Origin of the sequence: Cryobacterium sinapicolor, assembly GCF_004403465.1 — a bacterium.
Classification (GTDB): Bacteria; Actinomycetota; Actinomycetes; order Actinomycetales; family Microbacteriaceae; genus Cryobacterium; species Cryobacterium sinapicolor.
The window spans coordinates 72,746-88,929 of the sequence record NZ_SOGQ01000019.1 but is presented as its reverse complement, the minus strand read 5'-3'; the positions used below and the strand labels follow the sequence as shown (position 1 = coordinate 88,929).

The window sequence follows — 16,184 nt, the reverse complement described above, 5'->3', positions numbered from 1 at the left end:
CGTGGCACGCTAGGATTAGCCGCACAATCCTTGGAGGGTGCGCGTGGCCCAATTGTTGATCCTGACCTCGGCGGTCAACAGTGATGTCCTTCCTGCTCTCGCCTTGCTGTCACACGGTACGCGCGTCATCCCCGCACAGCCGGAACAGCTCGTGACCGCGCCCGACGCCGACCTGATGCTCGTAGACGCCCGTTCCAATCTCATGGCGGCCAAGTCGCTCTGCCAGATTCTGCGCACCACGGGAAGCACGGTCCCGCTGCTCCTCGTGATCACGGAGGGCGGCCTGGCCGCGGTGAGCCCGGACTGGGGCGTCGACGACGTCATCCTCGAGACGGCCGGGCCGGCCGAGGTGGACGCGCGCATCCGTCTCGCCGCCGGGCGCGTGCCCCGCGCGGAGGAGTCCGCCACCATCCGCGTCGCCGGGGTGGTCATCGACGAAGCCAGCTACTCCGCCAAGGTGCACGGCCGGCCGCTGGACCTCACCTACAAGGAATTCGAACTCCTGCGCTTTCTGACCGCCCACCCGTCGCGGGTCTTCACCCGCGAGCAGCTGCTCAGCGAGGTCTGGGGTTACGACTACTTCGGCGGCACCCGCACCGTGGACGTGCACGTGCGGCGGCTGCGGGCGAAACTGGGCGTCCAGGAATCCCTGATCGGCACGGTGCGCAACGTCGGCTACCGGTTCAATGTGCAGGAACAGGACGGTACCCGTGGCATTCATCCGGTTCGCGCCTGATCTGACGGATGCCGCCTTCGCGGCCGAGTTCCACCGGGTCGGCGCCGCCGCCACCCGGGCCGACGGCTACGCGCCGTTCAACGAGCAGTCCCTCTTCGACGTGGCAGCCGGACACCGCACCCCGTTCCTGGTCATGGACAGCGAGGACGCGGGCGAGGACGCCGTCGTCGGCGCGGGCATCCTCGGCGCCGGCGAACTCGACCTCGTGGTCGAACCGTCCCGGCGTCGGCTCGGGCACGGCGCGGCCGCCCTGGCCGCTCTCCTGGCCGACGCCACCGGGGACCTTCAAATCTGGTCGCACGGCGACCACCCCGCCGCCCGGGTGCTCGCCGACCGTTTCGGGTTCACAGCCGAGCGCACCCTGTTGCAGTTGCGAATGGACCTGTCGACGGCGGCGCCGGCCGGTGCCGCGGCCGAGCCCGGAGACCCAGCCCGCGCCGGCATCCGTGCCGATCTTCGGATCGACGCATTCCGGCCCGGCCAGGACGACGGCGAGTGGGTGGCGCTGAACGCTCTGGTGTTCGCCGCGCACCCGGAGCAGGGGGCGCTGACCGTGAGCGATCTGGCCGCCCGCCAGGCCGAACCGTGGTTCTCGGCCGTCGACTTCCTGGTGGCCCGCGAGGCCGGCACTGAACGGATGATCGGCTACAACTGGGTCAAAATCGAGCCGGACTCCCCGGTGGGCGAGATCTACGTCGTCGGCGTGCACCCGGATGCCGCCGGTCGCGGCGTCGGCCGCCGACTGATGCTGGCCGGACTCGACCGCCTCCGCGAACGCGGCTGCCGCACTGCCGACCTCTACGTGGAGGCCGATAGCGCCGCCGCGGTCGCTCTGTACCGTTCGATCGGTTTCACGGAGCGAACCGTTGATGTCCAGTACCGCCGGCGCCCGCGTTAACGAGTGTTCATCCAAGATCGTCGCATTCGCGCGGTCGGCAGTGTCAAGATGGACGAATGGACGGCGACAACATCCAGACCGACTCGGGCCTGGGCAGCGACTTTGACGATGATTTCGATCCCCTGATCGGCGAGAACGATCCGGCGCTCCCCACCGAGCGCTACCTCGACCGGGAACTGAGCTGGCTGGCCTTCAACCAGCGGGTACTCGAGCTCGCGGAGGATCCCGATCTCCCTGTTCTCGAACGGGCGAACTTCCTGGCGATCTTCGCCAGCAACCTCGACGAGTTCTTCATGGTGCGGGTTGCCGGCCTGAAACGACGCATCCTCACCGGGCTGGCCGTGCCGACCAACATCGGGCGCGCCCCGCAGGACGCCCTCTCCGATATCTCTGCCATGGCCCATGTGCTGCAGGACCGGCACGCCCACGCCTTCCAGGACCTCGTCAGCCCGGCCCTCGCCGGGGCCGGGATCGATATCGTCAACTGGGACACCCTCGACGACGCCGACCGCCGTTCGCTGCGCGATTACTTCTCGAACCAGATTTTCCCGGTGCTGATGCCGCTGGCGGTCGACCCGGTGCATCCGTTCCCCTACATCTCCGGGCTCTCGCTCAACCTCGCGGTCCGGGTGCGCAATTCCAAGACCGGCAAGCAGGAGTTCGCCCGGCTCAAGGTGCCCACCATGCTCCCCCGCTTCGTGCGCGTGGACCGCCGCGAGAAGGCCGACAGTGTGCGCTTCATCACGCTGGAGGACCTGATCGCGAACCACCTCGGGGACCTGTTCCCTGGCATGGACATCCTCGAGCACCACATCTTCCGGGTCACCCGCAACGAAGACGTCGAGATCGAAGAGGACGAGACCGAGAACCTGATCAAGGCTCTCGAGAAGGAGCTGCTGCGCCGCCGGTTCGGCCCGCCCATTCGGCTCGAGATCACCGAGGACATGGACGAGGTGACCCTCGGCCTGCTCGTGCGCGAGCTGGACGTCACCGAGCAGGAGGTGTATCGCCTGCCGGCCCCGCTCGACCTGGGCGGCCTGTTCGACCTGCGGATCGACCGGCCGGACCTGCGCTACGTGAAACATGTGCCGACGACGGCCGTGCAGCTGCTGGCCCCGGAGCCGAACGCGGAACCGGACATCTTCAGTGCCATCTCGCGGCGGGACATCCTGCTGCACCACCCGTACGAATCGTTCGCGACCAGCGTGCAGGCGTTCCTCGAGCAGGCGGCGGCCGACCCGGACGTGCTCGCCATCAAGCAGACCCTGTACCGCACCTCCGGCGACAGCCCCATCGTGGAGGCACTCATCGCGGCCGCCGAATCGGGCAAGCAGGTGCTCGCCCTGGTGGAGATCAAGGCCCGCTTCGACGAGCAGGCCAACATCACCTGGGCCCGCAAGCTGGAGAAGGCCGGCGTGCACGTGGTCTACGGACTCGTGGGCCTGAAGACGCACTGCAAGCTCGCCCTCGTGGTGCGGAACGAAAACGGCGTGCTCCGCCACTACAGCCACATCGGCACCGGCAACTACAACCCCAAGACCAGCCGGCTCTACGAAGACCTCGGGCTGCTCACAACGGACCCGCAGGTCGGCAAGGACCTCACACGTCTGTTCAACGAACTCTCCGGCTACGCGATCGAGAAGAAGTTCAAGCGCCTGCTGGTCGCTCCCCTGCACCTGCGCCGTGGCCTGCTGAAGAGCATCGCTGCGGAAACCGCGGCCGCCCAGGCCGGCAAACCGTCGGGCATCCGGATCAAGGTGAATTCCATGGTCGACGAGGCCATCATCGACGCGCTCTACCGGGCCAGCCAGGCGCGTGTCCCGATCGAGATCTGGGTGCGCGGCATCTGCAGCCTGAAGCCCGGGGTCCCCGGGATGAGCGAGACCATCAAGGTGCGTTCGATTCTCGGACGGTACCTGGAGCACTCCCGGATCTTCTCGTTCCACACCAATGGCGACACGCAGGTCTACATCGGCAGCGCCGACATGATGCACCGCAACCTCGACCGCCGGGTCGAGGCCCTGGTGCGCCTCGTCGACCCTGACCACCTCGCCGAAATCGACGCCCTCTTCACCCGGGCGATGGACGACCGCACCTCATCGTGGTGGCTGGACAGTTCGGGCGAATGGACGCGCCACCACCTGGACGACTCCGGCCACCCGCTCGACGACATGCAGGACCGGCTCATGCAGCAGATCTCCCACCGCAAGCGCCCGACGGGCCGCCGATGAGCGACCCCGCGGTCTACGCCGCGGGCGCCGTCTGCTGGCGCCTGATCGACGGCAAGATCCACGTTCTCCTGATCCACCGCACCGTGTACGGCGACGTGACCATCCCCAAGGGGAAGGTCGACCCGGGCGAGACCCTGCCGCAGACGGCCGTGCGCGAGATCGAGGAGGAGACCGGCCTGGCCGTGGCCCTCGGAGTGCCACTGGGCGTCTCCACCTATTCGCTGCTCAATGGTCGCGAGAAGATCGTGCATTACTGGGCCGCGGAGATCTCGACCGAGGCCATCCAGCACTCGACCTTCGTGCCCAACGGCGAGGTCGCAGCGATCGAGTGGGTCACCATCAAGAAGGCCCGCACCTATCTCAGCTACACGCCCGACGTGGAGATCATCGACGCGTTCGCCAAGCTCGTGGACACCGGTGTCACGCGCACCTTCGCCCTGATCGCGCTGCGCCACGGCAGGGCCGTGCAGCCCGGCAACTGGGACGGCCCCGACTGCAGCCGCCCGCTGACCGAGCGTGGCGTCAAGCAGGCCGCCGCGATCGTGCCCACGATCACCGCCTGGCAGCCCCTGCGGATCGTGTCGAGCACGGCGACCCGCTGCGTGACCACCGTCGCCCCGCTCGCGGCGGCCACCGGCATCGAGATCAAGCGCACCGACCGCTACAGCCAGGACGCGTTCCAGCAGGGCCTGGCGGATGTCCGTTCGGGCATCGGCAAGCGGGTGCGGTCGCGCAAGACGGCCGTCATCTGCAGCCACGGGCCGGTTCTCCCCGAGATCCTGCACGAGATCGCGCTGGCCACCGGGACCACCCACGGCGCGTACATCTCCGACGCGGCGGCCCTCGAAACGGGGTCTTTCTCGGTGGTGCACCTGTCCGCCGACAATCCGAGCGCGGGGATTGTCGCGATTGAGACTCATTCGCCTGTCTACTGACCAGGCATTTCACTGAATCACCGGCTGCTTGTCCTGCCCTGCCCCGCCGCGTTCACCCGCCGTTAACCTTTTCGCAGGGGTGTCGTTAACCCGGCGGAATATGGTCATCCCGAGGCCAGCACCGGCCTCGAACTTGCAGTCACTTTTCTGAAAAAACCCTCGAAAGGGATCTCTGTGAATTTCACGCGTTTTGGCCGACCCGCGGTCATCGCCGTCGTCGCCGCTCTTGCTCTGTCTTCCTGCGCCGCGAATGAAGGCGCCGCACCGGAGTCCGACTCCGCCAGCGCCCTCACCGGCACGATCAACGCCGGCGGCGCCTCCTCCCAGGGCTCAGCCCAGGAAGCCTGGATCGCCGCCTTCCAGACTTCGAACCCCGACGTCACCATCAACTACGACCCGTCCGGTTCCGGCGCGGGTCGCGAGGCGTTCATCGCCGGTGGCCTGGACTTCGCAGGCTCCGACTCCTACCTGAGCGATGAAGAACTCGCCGGCACCTTTGCTTCCTGCGCAGCGGACACCACCGCGGTCGACCTGCCCACGTACATTTCCCCGATCGCCGTGATCTTCAACGTCGAAGGGGTCGACGACCTCAATGTCGACGCCGACACGCTGGCCAAGATCTTCGCCGGCACCATCACCACCTGGAACGACCCGGCCCTGGTCGCATTGAACGAGGGCGTCTCGCTCCCGTCGACCGCGATCACCGCCGTGCACCGCTCGGACGACTCGGGCACCACGAAGAACTTCGCGGACTACCTCGGCCAGAACGCGCCGGACGTGTGGACCGAGAAGGCCTCCGACACGTTCCCGTTCCAGACCGGTGAGGGCGCCCAGGGCACCTCGGGTGTCGTCGACGCCGTCACCAACGGCGTGGGCACCATCGGCTACGCCGACGCCTCGCGTGCCGGCGACCTCGGGGTCGCCAAGCTCAAGGTCGGTGACGAGTTCGTCGCGTACACCGCCGAAGCCGCCGCCGCCGTCGTCGACGGTTCGCCCATGGTCGAGGGCCGCGAAGCCAACGACCTCGCGTTCGACCTCAACCGCACGACCACCAACCCGGAAGAGTACCCGCTCGTTCTGGTCAGCTACGCGGTTGTCTGCACCGAGTACGCCGACGCCGCCCAGGCCGAGCTCGTCAAGGCCTACGTCGGCTACATGGCCAGCGCCGAAGGACAGGCCGAGGCTGAGGCATCCGCCGGCGCCGCACCGATGACGACCGAACTGCAGGACAAGGTCGCAGCGGTTCTCGAGACCATCAAGTAGCACCCGCTCCACCGCTTTACAGCTGCCCGACCCTGTGCTCGCATCGCTTGCGAACACCGGGTCGGGCAGACTGGGGTTTGTGCCCCGTTACATGAACCTCTCCCACCCAGTTTTCGCCCCCACCCTCCCAGGGAGTTACACGGCATGACGACCGCAGTCGAGCGCCCCACGCTCAAGGCCAAGGAACGCCCCGGCGACCGCATCTTCTCCACCAGCACGATCGTGTCCGGCAGCCTTATCCTGGCCATCCTCGCCGCCGTCGCCGTGTTCCTGCTCGTGCAGAGTCTGCCGGCCTTCGTGGCCGATCCGGAGAAGTTCAAGGGCGACGCCACCAACTTCTGGCAGTACGTCGGACCGCTCGCCTTCGGCACGCTCTGGTCGGCCTTCCTCGCCCTCCTCATGGCCGTCCCCATCGCCATCGGCATCGCGCTCTTCATTTCGCACTACGCCCCCCGCAAGCTCGCGCAGGGCCTGGGCTACCTGATCGACCTGCTCGCCGCAGTGCCGTCCGTGGTGTTCGGGCTGTGGGGCATCGGCGTGCTCGCCCCGCTCGTGCAGCCGTTCTACACGAACCTGGTCGAGTGGTTCGGCTGGTTCCCTCTCTTCGCCGGCCCGGTCTCCGGCACCGGGCGCACGACGCTCACCGTCGCCATCGTGCTCGCCGTGATGGTGCTACCGATCATCACCGCGCTGTCGCGGGAGATCTTCCTGCAGACCCCCGTGCTCTACGAGGAGGCGTCGCTGGCGCTCGGCGCAACCCGCTGGGAAATGATCACCATGGCCGTGCTGCCCTTCGGCCGCGCCGGCATCATCTCCGCATCGATGCTCGGCCTCGGCCGGGCCCTGGGCGAGACCATGGCCGTCGCCATGGTGCTCTCACCGAGCCGGGACGTCATCTTCCAGTTGTTGACCTCGCAGAACCCCACCACGATCGCCGCCAACATCGCCCTCAACTTTCCGGAGGCGAACGGCGTCGGCGTCAACATCCTGCTCGCGACAGGCCTGATCCTCTTCGTCATCACTCTCGTGGTGAACATGATCGCCCGCGTCATCATCAACCGCCGCAAGGCATTCTCCGGAGCGAACTGATGAGCCTGACGAGAACGACCGCAGCCACGGCCGCGCCGCTGACGAACTCCCTCACCGCGGGCAAGCTCCCCCGGCATTCCCCACTCATCGTGCTGCTGGCCAGCTGGCTGGTCACCGGAGCGTTCTTCTTCGTGCTCATGCTCTCCGGGGCCGCCGAGGGATTCACCATCGTCGGAACGCTCTTCTTCGGCACCGTCGTCTACTGCGTCGCCATCTTCCTCCTCTCGTATTATGTCGAGGGTGTGCGCAAAGCCAAGGACCGCCTGGTCACCGCCCTCGTCACCGTGGCCTTCGTGGTGGCCCTGCTGCCGCTCTTCTCCCTCGTGTTCACGACCCTGGTCAACGGTCTTCCGGCGTTCCTCACGCCGAGCTTCTTCACTCAGTCCCAGCGCAACGTCGTCGGCGAGGGCGGCGGTGCCCTGCACGCGGTCATCGGAACGCTCCTGATCACCGGTGTGGCCACACTCATCTCGGTTCCGATCGGCCTGCTGAGTGCGATCTACCTCACCGAGTACGGCCGTGGCCGGCTCGCAAGGGCGATCACCTTCTTCGTCGACGTCATGACCGGGATCCCGTCGATCGTGGCGGGTCTCTTCGCCTTCGCCCTGTTCTCACTCCTGTTCAACGACCCCGGCATCCGCTTCGGGTTCGGTGGCGCAATCGCGCTCACGGTTTTGATGATCCCGGTCGTCGTCCGCTCCAGCGAGGAAATGCTCAAGCTCGTTCCCAACGAGCTGCGCGAGGCGGCGTACGCCCTGGGTGTGCCGAAATGGCTGACCATTCTCAAGGTGGTGCTGCCGACATCCCTCGCCGGGATCGTGACCGGGATCATGATCTCGATCTCCCGAGTGATCGGGGAGACGGCCCCGCTGCTGATCATCTCCGGGTTCACGGCGAGCATGAACTACGATCTGTTCAACGAGCGCATGATGACCCTGCCCGTGTTCGTCTACACCCAGTACGCCAATCAGGGGGCGGACACCCAGTCGTACCTCGACCGTGCCTGGGCCGGTGCCCTGACGCTCATCCTGATCGTGATGCTGCTGAACCTCGGCGCGCGCGTCATCGCCAGAATCTTCTCCCCCAAGCTCGGCCGCTAGGCTCCACCTCCCGGCCTACGGCCGTCTGAACCAAAGGAATGCATGTCCAAGCGCATTGAAGTCAACGACCTCAACGTCTACTACAGCAAGTTTCTCGCTGTCGAAGAGGTGTCGTTGGTGATCGAGCCTCGCACTGTGACGGCCCTGATCGGGCCCAGCGGATGCGGCAAGTCCACGTTCCTGCGCACGCTGAACCGCATGCATGAGGTCATCCCCGGGGCGTACGTCACGGGCGAGGTGCTCATCGATGGCAACAACCTCTACGGCCCGGGCGTCGACCCCGTGCTCGTGCGCCGCCAAGTGGGCATGGTGTTCCAGCGCCCGAACCCGTTCCCGACCATGTCGATCGGCGACAACGTGCTGGCCGGTGTGAAGCTCAACAACCGCCGAATGGCGAAGTCCGACGCCGACGCCCTGATCGAAAAGTCGCTGATGGGGGCGAACCTTTGGAAAGAGGTCAAGGACCGCCTCGACAAGCCCGGCTCGAGCCTCTCCGGCGGGCAGCAGCAGCGTCTCTGCATTGCCCGCGCGATCGCGGTGGAGCCCGACGTCATCCTGATGGATGAGCCCTGCTCGGCCCTCGACCCTATCTCGACGCTGGCGATCGAGGACCTGATCGAGGAGATGAAGGCCGACTACACAATTGTGATCGTCACTCACAACATGCAGCAGGCATCCCGGGTCTCCGACCGCACCGGATTCTTCAACATCGCCGGAACCGGCAAGCCCGGCAGGCTGATCGAGTACGACGACACGACCACAATCTTCTCCAACCCGGGCGTGCAGGCCACCGAGGACTACGTCTCCGGCCGCTTCGGTTAGGCCTCAGCTCGGCTCCCTGCGCCGACTTCACGGGTTCCGCAGGCCCCAGCTCCGTGCCTGTGGTTCGTGCTTCGTGCTCGTACTTCGTGCTTGTGCTCGTGCTTGTGCTCGTGCTCGTGCTCCGTACCCTGAACGAATTCGACGGAGATTTTGCTCTGAACGTGCCGTTTTCGACTGAAACGGCAACATTCGTGCAGAAACTCCGTCGAATTGGTTAGCGGCGGGTGTCAGACGGTGCGGGCGAGCAGGGCGGCGTTGAGGGCGCGGGTGCGCTCTCGTTCGACGGGCAGCGGCCTGCCGTCGAGTTCGGTGATCTGCGCGGCCAGGCGCAGGCTGGACAGCAGCCAGACGGCATCCGCCGCCCGCAACTCGGCGACACTGACGTCGCGGTACTCCGTGCGCTCCCCTGCCGCCCGCAGGTGCTCGAACGCACTCTGCTGGGTGGTGCCGTGCAGGATGGCCCCGCTCGGCACGGGAGAGACGTAGACCCCGCCCGTGCGGAGCACCACCGTGGAGGTGGGACCCTCCAGCACGAAGCCGTCGTGGGTGAGGAAGATCGCGTCGTCGGCGCCCCGTCGGCGAGCTTCCCGGAGGGCTGCCATGTTGACCGCGTAGCTGAGCGTCTTCGCACCCATCAGAAGCCAAGGCGCCTGCTCGGCCACGCCGTGCGGGTAGCCCCGGTCCAGGGTGACCGCCCGGATGCCGCCCGCGCGGACGGCGGCGAAGTCGGGTGCGGCGGTCGCGTGCAGCCAGGCCGTGGGCGCCGGGCCGGAGTCGACGCCGCGGCTGTAGACGAGCTTGAGCACGATTTCCCCCTCGTGCGGGACACGGTCGACCACGTGCGCGATCGCGGCCTGCCACTGGGCAGTGTTCGGCTCGGGAAGCTCACAGATCGAAGCCGAGTTGGCCAACCGGGCCAGGTGCGGGCCGACCGCCTGCGGGTGGCCGTTGACGACGCCGATCGTCTCGAAGACGCCGTCGCCCCGCTGGGCGCTCAGCTCCCCCACGCGCAGCGCCGGGGCACTCGAGTCGACCTCGTGGAACGTGTCTCCGAAATCCGTCTGCGGCGCATCGGCGGAGACGGGGTCGAGGAGCAGGGTGAAAGGCAGTGTCATTCGCCGATCAGTTATCTTCCGAGCAGTCATTTCCCGATCATAGAGGATCGGGTCAGGAACTCTGGATGGCGAGGATCGGGTCGCTGGTGGGCTGCTCGGAGCCGCCCTTCGGTTCGACCGTGACTCCGATCGTGTCGCCCGCGGTGAGGCTGCCGTCGAGCACACGCCAGGCGGTGCCGGTGCCGGACGAATCGAAGGTTCCGGCCGGAACCGCGCCGGAGCCGCCGATGTACCAGAGCTGGTAGTCCTGATCGGACGGCAAGGCCGGCAGATCATCGACGAGGAGTGCGGAGAGGCCGCTGTCTTCGGACCAGACCAGGGTGGCTTCCTGGCCGTCGGCGGTGGTCGCCGACGCGCGCTGCGTGTCGGCGGCCGCCGTGATCTGCACGAGACGGGCCGCCTGATCCTGTTCGAACTGGCCGGTTTCCGAGGACTGGCCGACGAAGGTGCCACCCGCGAACAGGGCGACGGCCGCCGCGGCCGCCGCGAGAACGCCGACGGGCCGCTGGAACCAGCGCAGTCGGGCGCGCTCGGCGGCGGTGTGCGCCGGGGCGCCCGCGCGGGTCGGCGCGGGCTCGGCGGACGGCGCGGGCGCATCCGTCGCTTGGGCCTGGGTCGGCTCAGGCTGCGAGGCCGCTCCGAGCCTGGGGACCGCGGCCTCCTCGGGAGCGGTGCGGTGAGTGGCAGCCGGCGCGGCCTGGCTTGCCGGACGGGGCGCGAGCTGTGGTGTGGAGGCGAGTTGGGCCATCAGGGCGGCCTTGAGCCCAGCCGAGGGCTGCACGGGGGCCGCGGCAAGGCCCAGAGTCACCGCGGTATCGCTCAACTCGGCCGCCTCGATGCGGGCCTGCTCGGATGCCGCGAGGTGCTCCTCATAGTCGGCGGCGTCCTCCGCGCCCAGGGCGTGGAGGGCGTAGGCGCCGGAGAGCTCGCCCGGGTTCATCCCAACGGCTTTGCGCCCATCGTCATTCCGTTCGTTGTCGCTCATGACGCCACTCCCAATTCATCACGCAGGCGGATCATGCCGTCGCGCAGCCTTGTCTTCACCGTTCCGAGAGGGATCTGCAACCGCTCAGCGACTTCACTCTGACTGAGACCGCCGTAGTAGGCGAGGCTGATCGCCTGGCGTTGCAGTTCCGTCAATCTGGCCATCGCCCTCTCCACCCTTTCGTGCTCGATTCGTACTCCGACTGTTTCGGACACCTCGTCGTAGGCCACCGCGAGATCACGGATGCCGATTTTGATGTCCCGGTCGCGGCTTGCCTGCGACGACCGAATCCGGTCGACCGCACGGCGGTGCGCCATGGTCAGGATCCAGGTTGCGGCCCCGCCGCGCTGGGCTTCGTACCTCGTCGCCGTCTGCCAGATCTCCAGAAAAATCTCCTGGGTCACTTCCTCCGACTGGGAGGGGTCGACCAGCAGGCGCCGGACGAGACCAAGGACGCGCGGAGCCATTCGGTCGTACAGCTCTCCGAATGCCCCTTCGTTTCCCTGCGCCACCCGGCCCAGCAGTTCCTCCTGGGAGGCAGGAACAGTCGACTCCCGGTCGATGTCGAATTCAGCGCTCATGGGAACAAGCATCTCAGGTCTTGTCTGTGTCCATGACTCATAGTTCGTCACGGAGCACGGATCGGATTGGTACGTCACGACAGACCGGGGAAGAGTGAAGGCCGGACCGCAGAACGCCTCTCGGCGCGAGGCCGCTCATAGCGGCGAATATTGGAGCCCGGGGTTACTGCGGCCCGACCAGAAACCAGTGTAAACGACGCGGATACGTTTGCGCACCGAGTGGAGCGGCTCGTCACCGGTCGAAGGTCTGTCAGTCCAGGGAGTCGCTGCGCCAGAGCCGCGCGCAGGAGCCGAACTCCTGGGCCGTGGTGGAGAACCGGAGGGCGCGGGTGGTCAGTTCGGTGGATCGGAGCGGTTCGGTCGTCTCCAGGTCGTCCGCGGCGCTGGTGCAGCCGACGGAGATGACACGGCAGAACGCCGCCGCGCGGTCGAGCGCCACGGCGAAGTCGCCGGTGAAGATTCCGCGCAGGATCTGGTCGGCCAGCACGATGATCTCGGCCGTGCCCGTGGGAACCGCCGCACCGGCGATGACCGGGTCGATCGCCACGGTGACCTCGGTTCCACGCTGGTAGAGGAATGCCGTGCCCTCGGGATCCTGGCGGATAAGAAGCCGCACCAGGTAGATCCGCCAGAGTGCCCCGGGCAGGCTGCGCGGCGACGCCCTCGACCAGAGTTCGGCCACCGCATCGACGCCGTTTTCATCGGTGTAGGCCACGAGCCGCTCCACGATGTCGGGGTCCGGGTCGCTGCGCACCCGGGCCAGGAGCGCGTGCGCGGTCTCGTGCGCCACTCTGCTGATCATCGCCGGATCTTCGCCGCCCTGGAACGACTCGAATTTACTGCCGGAGAACTGGGTCGGCTTGTGAAAATTCTCGGCCATCGCATCCTCCTGGGTTCGTCGCTTGTGTTCGCTGTGGGCACATCCGTCTCGTCTGCGGATGCCCCTCTCCCACGGTACCTAGAAATACCGATCCGGAATCCCCTGTAGATTATTAACCGCGGGCCTCTAGCTCAGTTGGTAGAGCAAAGGACTTTTAATCCTTGGGTCGTCGGTTCGAGCCCGACGGGGCCCACCCAGAGAACCAGGGTCGGTGTATGCCCGGGGCGTGGCGCACGCGTCAATCCCCGGGGCCCGGCTCGGTTCCAGACTCCCGGCGCGCACCCAGCGATGATTCGGGCCGCGTTCGGGTAGCTCCTCCATACTGCTGTGACCGGTCGTCGGCATGCCCGGTGTCGGCGGCAGCAGAAGGAGGACCCATGGGCAGAGTGAATGAGGAAGTCGAAATCGAGACCGGGATCGTCACCCGGTACCGGCGTCACCCGAACGGGCGCGGACTGGTATCCCCCGGAGCGCGCGTGCACCCCGGGGCATTCGTGTCCCGCACCGCCTACGTGGAGAGTGGCGCCCGGGTCGGCGCGGAGGCGTGGATCGGTCCAGGCAGCTGGATCGACCAGGGCGCGGTCGTCGGATCGCACGTTTTCATCGGCCAGAGCGTGCACGTCGGTCCGGACGCGGTCGTCGGCAGCGCCGCCCGGCTCGGCAGCTATGTGCGGGTCGGCCGACACGCACAGATCAGCCCCGGAGCGGTCGTTGAACGCGACCTGCGGGTTCCGGACGACGCGGTGATCGACGCGGCACCGCGCACGCGCCTGTCGCCCGGATCGGCACCCGCCGGGCTCGGCCACGCCGCCTAGCGGCGTGGCCGCCGTGCCGCGCGGCGCCGCCGTTGCGCGGCGCCGCCGTCGCGCGGCGCGACCGTTGCGCGGCGGCGAACGCTACTCGACGGCGAAGGGGATCGCGAGCTCTCGCTGCGCCATCAGCGCCAGCTCGCGCAGCAGCACCAAGTCGACTGTCTCCGCCGACCTCGGCTCAGTATCGAACACGCAGGGAGCGCCGATGAACTCCCCCGACCGCGATTCGAGCGGGAATCCGGCGTAGAACCTGATCTTCGGCTCGCCCACCACGAGCGGGTTGCTGCGAAATCGTTCGTCGAGGAGGGTGTCCGGGATCACCGTCGCCGACGTGTGCGGGATGGTGACCGCACAGAACGAACTTGACCGCGGCAACTCGGCATCGGCCACGCAGATGCGAGCCTTGTGCCACTGACGATCGTGGTCGATCACGGTGCGTGCCGCCGATTGGGTGCCGAACAGGGTTCGCGCCAGTGCCGTGATGCGGTCGAAACGCTCCTCGGGCGGGGGTCCACGATCCCGAGCTCGTCGACCGCGAGCTGGCGCCGCGCCTCCGCCACCGTCGCCCGGTCGGCGGAGGGCGCCGGTTCGGCGTCAGAGGTCGCGATTCGGTCGGCGCCCAGGAGGGGCCCCATCCGGGACGCCAGGACGTCGGCCCAGTACGCGTACGATTCCGTGGACCGGTACCGGCCCGGTGGCGGCGTCGGCGCCGCGCTGGACGGCACGAAGGCGACCCGGTCGCCGCCGTCGGCGACGAGCCGCATCGTCACCCGATTCAAGAGCCGGCCGTGCTTGTCTGCCAGGTTTCCGACCCGGGAGTCGAACACCGGGATGGACCGGATGGGTTGGATGCCCGCCACGATGATGCAGGTGCTGCAGGATGCTGCGGCCGAAAGGAAAGTGAGCAGGTTCGCCAGATCTCGCCGCCAGGCACGGGTGGAGACCAGGTTCACGGCCTCGTTCACCCCCAGGACCAGCACGATCGCGTCGAACCGGGAAGGGCCAGGTTGTGGCTTACCACGCCGCGGCCGACAGCCAGCCCCGAACCGAGGATGAGGATGCGGTCGGATTCGACGCCGGCGGAGTGCGCTTGCGGGGCATCCGTGGGCATGAAGACGTCACCGAAACCGCGCTCGGACGCGGCGGCCCAGGTGCGCGTGCCCGGAGCCAGCGCCCACCGTATGAGTTCCCGCACTGACGCCCCTGTGTTGCTCAGACACCAGGGTGTATCCCAGGACCAGATGCCCAGTATCCCCCTTCCGGGGCGCGGACCGGTAGGGCAGGGTGCGGGACGTCGGGCGGCGGTCTACAGCAGGGCCACGACCGCCTGGGCGAGCGCGAAGATGACCAGGCCGGCCAGCGCACCCACCACGGTGCCGTTGATGCGGATGAACTGGAGGTCCTTGCCGATCTGCAGCTCGATCTTCTCGGCCGTCTCGGCCGCATCCCACCGCCCGACGGTTTCGGTGATCACCCCGGCGATCTCGTGCCGGTACCGGCGCACGACGTAGCTCGCGCTGTCCGCCAGCCACCGGTCGATGCGGGCGCCGAGGGCCGGGTCGGTGGAAAGCCGCCCGCCGACCTCCATGACGGACGAGCGGATGCCCGTGCGCAGCCCGCTCGACGGATCGCTCAGCGCCGCCGCCAGGGACACCTTGACCGCCTCCCAGGTCTCGCTCGCGAATTCGCGCAGCCGGGCGCTGTCGAGCAGTTCCAGCTTGAGCGCCTCCACCCGCTCGATCATCGCCGGCTCGTGCTGCAGGTCTTCGGTCAGCTCGATCAGGTAGCGGTCGATCGCCAGGCGGAGCGGGTGTGCGGCATCGGCCCTCACGTTCGCCACGAAGGCGAGCACCTCCCGGTGCGCCTTGTCGTCGACCAGCTTGTCGACGAAGCCGGGCAGCCAGCCCGGCAGCCGCTGGGACACGGCCCGCCCGAAGGCCTCCGGATGCACCAGCAGCCAGCCCTCGGCCCGTTCGATCAGCAGATCGACGGCAGCGTGCTGCTGCCCGGACTCGACCAGCCGCGCCCCGACGCGCCCGATCGGCGGGCCCCACTCCGGCGTCAACAGGTTCTCGCGCGCCACGGTCTCGATCAGGTCCTTGATCGCGTCGTCGCTGAGCAGATTGAGCAGCCCGGCGCCCGCCACCGCGACCTCGTCGGTGAGCCGGCGCGCTTTCTCCTCCTCGGAGAGCCAGGCGCCGAGCCTCCGGGACGCCCCCAGCGACTCCAGCTTGCCGCGGATGACCGTCTCGGAGAGGAAGTTCGTTTCGACGAACTCGCCCAGGCTGGCACCGATCTCGTCCTTGCGGCCGGCGATGATGTTCGTGTGCGGGATGCGCAGGCCGAGCGGGTAGCGGAACAGGGCCGTCACGGCGAACCAGTCGGCGATGGCGCCGACCATGCCGCCCTCGGCCGCTGCGCGTACATATTGCAGCCACGGGTAGGTCTCCTGCAGGGCGAACGAGGTCGCGAACACCACCGCCATCAGGAGCAGCAGTCCGATCGCGAGCCGTTTCATGCGAATCAGGGCCGTCAGGCGCACGGCGTCCTGCGGGCTCAGCGGCGGCCGGGCGCCGGCTGCGGCCCGTGCTCGGGCCCGTGCTCCGCGGGGAACGGTCTCGGTCAGGTTCTGCCTCAGCTTCTCGGCCATCCTCCCAGACTGCCCGATCGGGGCCGGGGAGGGAAACTGCGACAGGTGTCGCCCAGGCGGACAACTGTTGCCGGCGGTGCGGCAACA

General features: G+C 67.8%; 17 protein-coding genes and 1 tRNA gene. 10 read left to right on the top strand and 8 right to left on the bottom strand.

The annotated features are described in order from the left end of the window. Positions 1-43 precede the first annotated feature (43 nt). The 8 genes from E3T28_RS04315 (at position 44) to pstB (ending at position 9,074) form a co-directional block, all read left to right on the top strand. On the top strand, positions 44-736 hold the full coding sequence (locus E3T28_RS04315; protein WP_134428283.1) for a response regulator transcription factor: 693 nt from the start codon (positions 44-46) through the stop codon (positions 734-736). After that, positions 711-1,634: a mycothiol synthase gene (gene mshD / locus E3T28_RS04310; protein ID WP_241979158.1), complete on the top strand. Its 924-nt coding sequence runs from the start codon at positions 711-713 to the stop codon at positions 1,632-1,634. The genes E3T28_RS04315 and mshD overlap by 26 nt, the downstream gene beginning before the upstream one ends. Positions 1,635-1,690: 56 nt before the next feature. Beyond that, the gene (locus tag E3T28_RS04305) at positions 1,691-3,865 is read left to right on the top strand and encodes an RNA degradosome polyphosphate kinase (protein ID WP_134428279.1); all 2,175 of its coding nucleotides are present in this window, start codon (positions 1,691-1,693) and stop codon (positions 3,863-3,865) included. Then, positions 3,862-4,800, top strand: a complete 939-nt coding sequence (locus E3T28_RS04300; protein WP_134428277.1) for an NUDIX hydrolase — start codon at positions 3,862-3,864, stop codon at positions 4,798-4,800. The genes E3T28_RS04305 and E3T28_RS04300 overlap by 4 nt, the downstream gene beginning before the upstream one ends. Before the next feature lie 174 nt (positions 4,801-4,974). Next, positions 4,975-6,063: a phosphate ABC transporter substrate-binding protein PstS gene (gene pstS / locus E3T28_RS04295; protein WP_134428275.1), complete on the top strand. Its 1,089-nt coding sequence runs from the start codon at positions 4,975-4,977 to the stop codon at positions 6,061-6,063. A 144-nt stretch (positions 6,064-6,207) separates the two neighbouring features. After that, positions 6,208-7,152 (top strand): phosphate ABC transporter permease subunit PstC, encoded by a 945-nt coding sequence (gene pstC, locus E3T28_RS04290; protein WP_134428273.1) that lies wholly within the window; start codon positions 6,208-6,210, stop codon positions 7,150-7,152. Further along, positions 7,152-8,252 (top strand): phosphate ABC transporter permease PstA, encoded by a 1,101-nt coding sequence (gene pstA, locus E3T28_RS04285; protein ID WP_134428271.1) that lies wholly within the window; start codon positions 7,152-7,154, stop codon positions 8,250-8,252. The genes pstC and pstA overlap by 1 nt, the downstream gene beginning before the upstream one ends. Positions 8,253-8,294: 42 nt before the next feature. Next, entirely contained in the window at positions 8,295-9,074 is a 780-nt protein-coding gene (gene pstB, locus E3T28_RS04280) for a phosphate ABC transporter ATP-binding protein PstB (RefSeq protein ID WP_134428269.1), read from the top strand. Between the two features lie 227 nt (positions 9,075-9,301). Here the strand turns inward: pstB and E3T28_RS04275 are convergent, their stop codons facing one another. The 4 genes from E3T28_RS04275 to E3T28_RS04260 all read right to left on the bottom strand — a co-directional run bounded on the left by E3T28_RS04275 (position 9,302) and on the right by E3T28_RS04260 (position 12,635). After that, positions 9,302-10,189: an aminodeoxychorismate lyase gene (locus tag E3T28_RS04275; protein WP_134428267.1), complete on the bottom strand. Its 888-nt coding sequence runs from the start codon at positions 10,187-10,189 to the stop codon at positions 9,302-9,304. A gap of 52 nt (positions 10,190-10,241) precedes the next feature. Next, positions 10,242-11,174 (bottom strand): anti-sigma factor, encoded by a 933-nt coding sequence (locus E3T28_RS04270; RefSeq protein WP_198417152.1) that lies wholly within the window; start codon positions 11,172-11,174, stop codon positions 10,242-10,244. Continuing rightward, the gene (sigK, locus tag E3T28_RS04265; protein WP_241979157.1) at positions 11,171-11,755 is read right to left on the bottom strand and encodes an ECF RNA polymerase sigma factor SigK; all 585 of its coding nucleotides are present in this window, start codon (positions 11,753-11,755) and stop codon (positions 11,171-11,173) included. Before sigK ends, E3T28_RS04270 begins: the two co-directional genes overlap by 4 nt. Positions 11,756-12,005: 250 nt before the next feature. Beyond that, a complete protein-coding gene (locus E3T28_RS04260; RefSeq protein ID WP_134428263.1) occupies positions 12,006-12,635 on the bottom strand; it encodes a DNA-directed RNA polymerase subunit beta in 630 nt (209 codons plus the stop codon). 120 nt (positions 12,636-12,755) lie between these two features. Here E3T28_RS04260 and E3T28_RS04255 point away from each other — a divergent pair. Continuing rightward, a tRNA-Lys gene (locus E3T28_RS04255) sits at positions 12,756-12,828 on the top strand. A gap of 184 nt (positions 12,829-13,012) precedes the next feature. Further along, on the top strand, positions 13,013-13,450 hold the full coding sequence (locus E3T28_RS04250; protein WP_134428261.1) for a hypothetical protein: 438 nt from the start codon (positions 13,013-13,015) through the stop codon (positions 13,448-13,450). Between the two features lie 81 nt (positions 13,451-13,531). On the opposite strand, the gene E3T28_RS04245 is transcribed toward E3T28_RS04250, so the two are convergent. From E3T28_RS04245 to E3T28_RS04230, 4 genes are all read right to left on the bottom strand, one after another. Beyond that, the gene (locus tag E3T28_RS04245) at positions 13,532-13,909 is read right to left on the bottom strand and encodes a GAF domain-containing protein (RefSeq protein WP_241979163.1); all 378 of its coding nucleotides are present in this window, start codon (positions 13,907-13,909) and stop codon (positions 13,532-13,534) included. Continuing rightward, positions 13,876-14,427, bottom strand: a complete 552-nt coding sequence (locus tag E3T28_RS04240) for an SGNH/GDSL hydrolase family protein (RefSeq protein WP_134428257.1) — start codon at positions 14,425-14,427, stop codon at positions 13,876-13,878. Before E3T28_RS04240 ends, E3T28_RS04245 begins: the two co-directional genes overlap by 34 nt. Further along, a complete protein-coding gene (locus E3T28_RS04235; RefSeq protein WP_134428255.1) occupies positions 14,409-14,642 on the bottom strand; it encodes a hypothetical protein in 234 nt (77 codons plus the stop codon). Before E3T28_RS04235 ends, E3T28_RS04240 begins: the two co-directional genes overlap by 19 nt. Positions 14,643-14,753: 111 nt before the next feature. Then, a complete protein-coding gene (locus E3T28_RS04230; RefSeq protein ID WP_134428253.1) occupies positions 14,754-16,097 on the bottom strand; it encodes a DUF445 domain-containing protein in 1,344 nt (447 codons plus the stop codon). Positions 16,098-16,184 lie beyond the last annotated feature (87 nt).

Excerpts from the sequence above, each read along its gene's own strand:
- pstB (WP_134428269.1), top strand. The coding sequence starts at position 8,295 with ATGTCCAAGCGCATTGAAGTCAACGACCTCAACGTCTACTACAGCAAG.
- E3T28_RS04230 (WP_134428253.1), bottom strand. The coding sequence starts at position 16,097 with ATGGCCGAGAAGCTGAGGCAGAACCTGACCGAGACCGTTCCCCGCGGA.
- E3T28_RS04270 (WP_198417152.1), bottom strand. The coding sequence starts at position 11,174 with ATGAGCGACAACGAACGGAATGACGATGGGCGCAAAGCCGTTGGGATG.
- E3T28_RS04300 (WP_134428277.1), top strand. The coding sequence starts at position 3,862 with ATGAGCGACCCCGCGGTCTACGCCGCGGGCGCCGTCTGCTGGCGCCTG.
- E3T28_RS04260 (WP_134428263.1), bottom strand. The coding sequence starts at position 12,635 with ATGGCCGAGAATTTTCACAAGCCGACCCAGTTCTCCGGCAGTAAATTC.
- E3T28_RS04305 (WP_134428279.1), top strand. The coding sequence starts at position 1,691 with ATGGACGGCGACAACATCCAGACCGACTCGGGCCTGGGCAGCGACTTT.
- sigK (WP_241979157.1), bottom strand. The coding sequence starts at position 11,755 with ATGAGCGCTGAATTCGACATCGACCGGGAGTCGACTGTTCCTGCCTCC.
- E3T28_RS04275 (WP_134428267.1), bottom strand. The coding sequence starts at position 10,189 with ATGACACTGCCTTTCACCCTGCTCCTCGACCCCGTCTCCGCCGATGCG.
- E3T28_RS04250 (WP_134428261.1), top strand. The coding sequence starts at position 13,013 with ATGGGCAGAGTGAATGAGGAAGTCGAAATCGAGACCGGGATCGTCACC.
- pstA (WP_134428271.1), top strand. The coding sequence starts at position 7,152 with ATGAGCCTGACGAGAACGACCGCAGCCACGGCCGCGCCGCTGACGAAC.
- pstC (WP_134428273.1), top strand. The coding sequence starts at position 6,208 with ATGACGACCGCAGTCGAGCGCCCCACGCTCAAGGCCAAGGAACGCCCC.